At 38.8% G+C, this 7,118-nt stretch carries 5 protein-coding genes and 3 pseudogenes; 7 read left to right on the forward strand and 1 reads right to left on the reverse strand.

The annotated features are described in order from the left end of the window. Both AACY61_RS06345 and rlmB read left to right on the forward strand, forming a co-directional pair. Positions 1 to 690 (forward strand): annotated as a pseudogene (locus AACY61_RS06345) (hypothetical protein); the annotation flags it as partial. A gap of 66 nt (positions 691 to 756) precedes the next feature. After that, positions 757 to 1,491 carry a 23S rRNA (guanosine(2251)-2'-O)-methyltransferase RlmB gene (gene rlmB, locus AACY61_RS06350; protein ID WP_339610742.1) on the forward strand — a complete coding sequence of 245 codons (735 nt, stop codon included), beginning with the start codon at positions 757 to 759 and terminating at the stop codon, positions 1,489 to 1,491. A gap of 1 nt (position 1,492) precedes the next feature. On the opposite strand, the gene AACY61_RS06355 is transcribed toward rlmB, so the two are convergent. Continuing rightward, entirely contained in the window at positions 1,493 to 2,254 is a 762-nt protein-coding gene (locus tag AACY61_RS06355; RefSeq protein WP_339610743.1) for a rhomboid family intramembrane serine protease, read from the reverse strand. Between the two features lie 209 nt (positions 2,255 to 2,463). Here AACY61_RS06355 and AACY61_RS06360 point away from each other — a divergent pair. From AACY61_RS06360 to AACY61_RS06380, 5 genes and pseudogenes are all read left to right on the forward strand, one after another. Further along, positions 2,464 to 3,730: pseudogene (locus AACY61_RS06360) on the forward strand (replication-associated recombination protein A). A gap of 104 nt (positions 3,731 to 3,834) precedes the next feature. Next, complete coding sequence (locus tag AACY61_RS06365) at positions 3,835 to 4,248, forward strand: RidA family protein (RefSeq protein WP_339610744.1); 414 nt, start codon at positions 3,835 to 3,837, stop codon at positions 4,246 to 4,248. A 16-nt stretch (positions 4,249 to 4,264) separates the two neighbouring features. Further along, positions 4,265 to 5,710, forward strand: a complete 1,446-nt coding sequence (locus AACY61_RS06370) for an aldehyde dehydrogenase (protein WP_339610745.1) — start codon at positions 4,265 to 4,267, stop codon at positions 5,708 to 5,710. 60 nt (positions 5,711 to 5,770) lie between these two features. Further along, entirely contained in the window at positions 5,771 to 6,853 is a 1,083-nt protein-coding gene (locus tag AACY61_RS06375) for an amidohydrolase (RefSeq protein WP_339610746.1), read from the forward strand. Then, positions 6,853 to 7,118: pseudogene (locus AACY61_RS06380) on the forward strand (methyltransferase); the annotation flags it as partial. The gene AACY61_RS06375 and the pseudogene AACY61_RS06380, both read left to right, overlap by 1 nt.

Genomic DNA, 7,118 nt, shown 5'->3' on the forward strand with positions numbered 1-7,118 from the left:
GGAGGTGCCAATGACAGAGATGAAGTGCTTTTAAAAACGGTTCCTAACAGTGAATGGACTTATGGAGAACGTTTACCGAGAGCCTTGGTGACCGCTACTTTACCTGAACTACAAGCTGCTTTAAACTTAGGTAATGATGACTTCACCGGCGGCGACCGATTTATCATCAGAGTAGAGCTTGTTTTTAAAGACGGTAGAAGATTTAGCGACTACAACTCATCAGCAACAGTTTTAGGAAACTTGTTTTTTGCATCTCCTTTTGTTTACAACGCTAGTGTAACTTGTGTTGTTCCTGAAGAAAGTTTTCTAGGAAGTTATACTGTTACTGCTGCAGGTCCAGGAGTTAATGGCCTACAGGTATGGGAAGTTGGAACTGAAGTAACTTTAGTAGCTGAAGGTGGTCCAACAAGACGCTCATTTGATATTGTACACATTCCTTCTGCAGGAGTTGGACAACCAGCCACGACATTTGCCTTTGATTTAGTTTGTGGCAATGTAAATATTGTTACAAATCAATCTACAGGTCTTCAATGTACTTCAGGTCTTTTTTACGGACCAGCTCCTAGTGGGAACACTGGTAGTTATAATGCCGGTGATGACTCAATTATTACTTTTATTTTCACAGATAATTCCGGAGGAGACTGTGATGAAGCACCACAGAATGTGACTGCGACGCTTACTAAAAATTAATAAATATTTATTTATATCTAAAAAACATCCGCCATTGGCGGGTGTTTTTTTTTATACCTTTGTTATATGCAAAAGGATACTCAAATTATAGGAATCAGAACCATTATTGAAGCCATCAAAGCAGGCTCAACAATTGACAAAGTATTTATTCAAAAAAATACACAAGGAGAATTAATGAGCAGTTTATTAAAGTTGTTAAAACAGCATTCAATTAATTTCTCGTATGTGCCAGTTGAAAAAATAAACAAACTATCGCAAGGCAATCACCAGGGTGCTGTTGCAACAGTATCCCCTATTTCATTTGTACCACTTGAACGTCTTGTGGAAGAAGTACTGTCAAAAAATGAAAATCCCTTGTTTTTAGTTCTTGATCAAATATCAGACACGGGAAATTTTGGTGCCATTATCAGAACCGCTTCCTGCACAGGAGTAGATGGAATCATTATTCAGAAACACGGTGCAGCTCCGGTCAATGCTACCACTGTTAAAACCTCTGCTGGAGCAGTTTTCAAAATCCCAATTTGTAAAGTAGACCACATTAAAGATGCAGTTTTTTATTTGCAGGCAAGCGGTATAAAATCTTTTGCTGCCAGCGAAAAATCAACAAAAACAATCTATGAAACCGACTTTAAAACAGGGTTAGCCCTCATTATGGGTTCTGAAGAAAAAGGTGTCAATCCATCTGTATTAAAACTCGTAGATGCTATTGTAAAACTTCCAGTTTATGGAGAAATAGAATCATTGAATGTATCTGTAGCTTGTGGAGCTATTCTCTATGAAGTTGTAAGGCAACGTCTTTAATTTATTCTTTCTTTTTAAAAGTATACCGAATAGTGATTTTTGGCTTAGAGTGCTTTTTTTCTTTATTTTCATCAGCCTCAATTGAATCTTCTTCTATTGGTCTCCCAACAAAGTTTCCGTGTTCATCAAATTGTTTCATAAACTCGTCATCCTCTTCTGAATAATCATCTTGTTCCCATTTGTAAATTTTTGGTTTTTTAATTTTTGATTTAAATAAAAAAGAAAATAAAAACCCAACAAATAGACCGGAAAGATGACCTTCCCATGAAACTCCCTTTTCTATTGGAAAAACATACCACAACAATCCACCATATAAAAAAACGATAATTAACGATAAGGCTATCAGTCTGTAATAAGAAGAAAACACCCCTTTAAAAAATAAAAAGGAAACAAGCATATATACAACACCACTGGCACCTATGTGGTTTGCAGGTCTTCCAATTATCCAGGTAAACAATCCAGTTAATAACAATCCATAGAACAACACACGCCAGCTGTCTTTTCTATAAAAATAAAACAAAGCAGTTGACAAAACCAATAAGGGAATACTGTTATTGAACAGGTGTTTAAGACTGCCATGTATAAATGGGCTGAAAAGAATGCCGCGTAAACCCTCAACAGTTCTTGGATACACACCATATTCGTTAAAAATCACATGAAAACGAATTTCAAACCAATAAACTAGCCAAATGATCAAAACAAATAAAATAGGATACCCAATAGTAGCCGGAGTAAAAGTAAAAGGATTATCTGTGTTTTTCATAAATACACGTGAAGGCGGGTATCTAAGTAATAACACCCGCTATTATCACCATAACTATAAACCCAAAAACTCTGCCGTAATAATTGTACTGAAAATGTGACAGTCTAATTTTAAAACCCATTTAAAAGGAGAAGGAAATGAAAATTATAACCTCAAACATTTCCACACCATTCTCATTGTAAAATTTAAAAAAACAATAACTTTACCCAATGAGCACTCCACTTGCAGAACGCATTAGACCTAAAACATTAGACGACTACATTAGTCAGCGTCACCTTGTGGGTGAAACCGGCGTTCTTACTTCGCAGATAAAACAAGGCATTGTTCCTTCAATGATTTTCTGGGGTCCTCCAGGAACCGGAAAAACCACTTTGGCAAACATCATTGCCCTTGAAAGCGGCAGGCCATTTCACACCCTTAGTGCCATAAGCAGCGGCGTTAAAGATGTTCGAGAAGTCATTGAAAAAGCAAAAAAAGGCGACGGACTTTTCACCACAAAAAACCCGATACTTTTTATTGACGAAATTCATCGTTTTAGCAAATCACAACAGGACTCATTACTGGGAGCCGTCGAAAAAGGATGGATTACATTAATAGGTGCCACAACAGAAAATCCAAGTTTTGAAGTCATAGCAGCACTATTGTCTCGTTGTCAGGTTTATGTATTGAAACCTTTTGAAAAAAGTGATTTGGAAGCCCTTTTAAAGCGTGCTATTGAAAAAGATGAACACTTGCTCCAAAAAAACATAAAACTTCAGGAAACCGAAGCCCTTTTAAGGCTTTCAGGTGGTGTTGCTCAACATGTTTGAACTTGTCATCCAGTCAGAGCCCGAAAACAAAATTACCATTACCAACGATATGGTGATGCAGAAAGTACAACAGAAAACCGTGCGTTATGACAAAACGGGTGAACAACATTACGATATTATTTCGGCCTTTATAAAGTCCATTCGCGGCAGCGATCCCAACGCAGCGGTTTACTGGCTCGCCAGAATGATTGCAGGTGGTGAGGACGTGAAGTTTATTGCCCGTAGATTGCTTATCTTAGCTTCTGAAGATATCGGGAATGCCAATCCCACGGCTTTGGTAATTGCAAACAACACCTTTCAGGCGGTGACAACTATTGGCTACCCGGAATCCCGCATTATTTTAAGCCAGTGCGCCATCTACCTAGCCAACTCGCCCAAAAGCAATGCAAGTTACAAAGCAATTGATGATGCTTTGGCAACTGTTCAGAAAACAGGTGATCTGGAAGTGCCACTTTCTATAAGAAATGCGCCCACAAAACTAATGAAAGAACTGGGCTATGGCGACAACTATCAATATGCACATAATTATGAAGGCAATTTTGTTCCTCATGAGTTTCTACCCGAAGAAATCTCAGGCAAAGCCTTTTATAAACCCGGAAATAATGCAAAGGAAAATGTATATCGCAATTATTTGAAGTCACTTTGGAAAGAAAAATATAAATATTAATTATAATTTCTGCGTAAATCTGTGGTAGCTGCCGGAGTTTAAGAAGATATATCACAAAATTACGCAAAAAAGACACAGAGATTCACAGAGAAAAAATAAAAGAGATGAAAGGTAAATTAGTAAAAGACAAAGCAACACCCAGAGGAAAATATCCTCACGTTAAACGAGTGGGTGATTTTATATTTGTTTCAGGAACGAGTTCACGAAAGGCAGACAACACCTTTGCCGGTGTGGAACAAGTAGATGAAATGGGAAGTATGAAGCTTGATATCGAGGCACAAACACGTGCCGTTATCGAAAACATTCGCGACTTTCTTGCAGAAGAAGGTGCCGATCTGGAAGATGTGGTCGATGTAACCAGTTTTTTGGTGAATATGAATGACTTTGCAGGCTACAATAAAGCCTACGCTGAATATTTTACTACAGATGGTCCAACCCGAACTACAGTAGCTGTTCATCAACTACCACATCCTCATTTACTGGTGGAAATTAAAGTAATGGCATATAAACCGAGATAGCTTCAAATTCAAAGTTATGAATGAAATAAAAAACTTCATCAACGGCAATTTCCAAAAACCAAAATCAGGAGAATGGATTGACAATTATGATCCCTCTTGTGGCGAGGTATATGGGAAAATACCTAATTCTTCAAAAGCAGATGTGGAGGAGGCTGTAAACGCTTCCTCGAAAGCATTTCCTTCTTGGTCAAATACCACGGTAGAAGAACGCAGTAAAATTTTACTCAAAATCGCAGACGGTATTGAAGACAAACTCCAATTCCTCGCTGAATCCGAATCCAAAGACAATGGAAAACCCGTTTCACTCGCAATAGCTGTTGATATCCCACGGGCAGCAAGCAACTTTCGTTTCTTTGGACACGCCATTACTCAATTTGCCAGTGAAGCTCACGAGAGTGTTGGTCATAATGCAGTGAACTTTACCCTAAGAAAATCTTTAGGAATTGTGGGTTGTATTTCACCCTGGAACCTCCCACTCTATTTGTTTACCTGGAAAATTGCTCCGGCACTAGCTGCAGGAAACTGCGTGGTTGCCAAACCCAGCGAAGTTACTCCAATGACAGCCTATTTACTTGGCGAAATTTGTAATGATGCTGGTTTACCAAAAGGTGTTTTAAACATTGTTCACGGCTTGGGTCAAACCACAGGACAAGCAATCGTGGAACATCCAAAAATCAAGGCAATTTCATTTACGGGAGGAACGACAACCGGTGAGCGCATCGCCCGAACAGCTGCACCGATGTTTAAAAAATTATCACTCGAACTGGGCGGGAAAAACCCTAACCTCATATTTGCCGATTGCGACTATGACAAAATGCTGGATACTACTGTTCGTTCATCTTTTGCCAATCAAGGTCAAATTTGTTTATGTGGTTCGCGCATATTTGTGGAGGAACCCATCTATGAAAAATTCAAAAGTGATTTTGTTTCTCGTGTAAAAGCCTTAAAAGTCGGGCATCCTTCTAAAAAAGACAGTAAGTTGGGTGCTTTGGTTTCCAAACCACATCTTGAAAAAGTGCTTTCTTATATAAACGATGCACCGACGCAAGGAGCAAATATACTTTGTGGTGGAAATAAAGTCACTGTTCCAGGTTTTGAAAATGGCTTTTATTTGGAACCTACGGTAATCGAAGTAAATAGCAACCAATGCAAACTCAATCAGGAAGAAATCTTTGGACCGGTGGTCACAATAATGCCCTTCAAAACCGATGAGGAAGCATTATCAATGGCAAATGACGTACGTTATGGCTTGTCAGCAACTTTATGGACCAATAACCTCAACCGTACAATGCGTTTCAGTAATGAATTGCAAACCGGAATTGTCTGGGTAAATACCTGGATGATGCGTGATTTAAGAACGCCTTTCGGCGGAATGAAAGACAGTGGTGTGGGCCGTGAAGGGGGTTGGGATGCACTGCGGTTTTTTACAGAACCCAAAAATATATGTATTCAATACCAATAATGGTATTTCCCTTTAAAATCGTAAATTTGAAGTTGAAACAACTTTTGGCACAGATAAAAAATGACAAAAAAACTAAGAATAAACGGCCATTCTCACCTGCTACCCTATCCTGAGGAGATTCCTCAGTTTATGAAAGACAAAGGTATTTTTTGGGTTGATAAAGACCGAAAGTTTATGCTTCAAAAAAACTGGAGCCGCCCGGTAACAGATTCCAGTTTTTTCCTCAATGAAAAACTAGAGTGGATGGAGCGCAATAAAATTGATCACGCTGTGGTTTTAAACCTCTCCCAATTGTATGGCAACGGGCTTCGAGTTGAAGAAATGAAACAAGCTTTGCGATTTCAAAACGACTTTAATGCACGCATCCAACAAGAAAACCCATCAAAATTTACAACGGGCTTTGTGGTTCATCCCGGACTTTTAAAAGGAGCTATGTGGGAAGTGGAACGCTGCGTTGAAGAATTGGGCATGCAGTTATTGTGTCTTCCCACCCATTATATGGATACCATTGGTACTTGGCGTTGCATTTTTGATGAAGAAAACGAAGAACTCTTTGAACTTGTAAGCAAATACAATCTGGCTGTTGAAATTCACCCTTATGATGGTGAAAAATTTATACTCCTTGAAAATACATCCTGGCGTTTTCATCTCATTTGGATGCTGGCACAATGTGCGGACGCTTATCATTTTCTTACCTTAAATGGATATCAAGATAAATATCCCGGAATGCGCACGTGTTTTGCTCACGGAGGGCAGTTAGCCCAAATTAATTTAGGACGTCGCATTCAAGGGTTTGATGGTCGCCCAGATCTATTTGAAGGCAAGCATCACCCCAGAAAAGCGGTGGCTCATAAAAATATATTCTTTGACACTTTGGTTCACGATACCGGTTCACTGGGCTTATTGGTTAAAAACCAAACCTCAAAACAAGTCATTATGGGTCTTGATGACCCCTACCCTCTTGGAGAAATGGAAAGTGAACAACAATCTTCCTACCCCGGTAAAATTCTCGATTTAGCAAAAGAACAAAATATTTTAACAGATAGTGAATGTGATGCTATATGGAGTGATAATGTGATTCAATGGCTCTGTGGAGACGACAAAGAAGCTAAACAAAAATTAATAAGTAGAATTAACGGATAATGGATTTTATTTCTGAAGAACTTGACAACTATGTAATTGAACATACTCAATCTGAACCTGAACTATTACAAGAATTAAATCGGGAAACTCAGGCAAAAGTACTACAGCCCCGTATGTTGAGCGGTCATTACCAAGGAAGGGTATTAAGTATGATTTCTAAGATCCTAAACCCAAAAACTATTCTTGAAGTAGGCACCTATACAGGCTACTCTGCATTGTGTATGATGGAAGGCATCCAAAGTGGAGGTGTTCTTCACACGATTGA

It is taken from the genome of uncultured Planktosalinus sp. (assembly GCF_963973675.1).
Lineage (GTDB): Bacteria > Bacteroidota > Bacteroidia > Flavobacteriales > Flavobacteriaceae > Planktosalinus.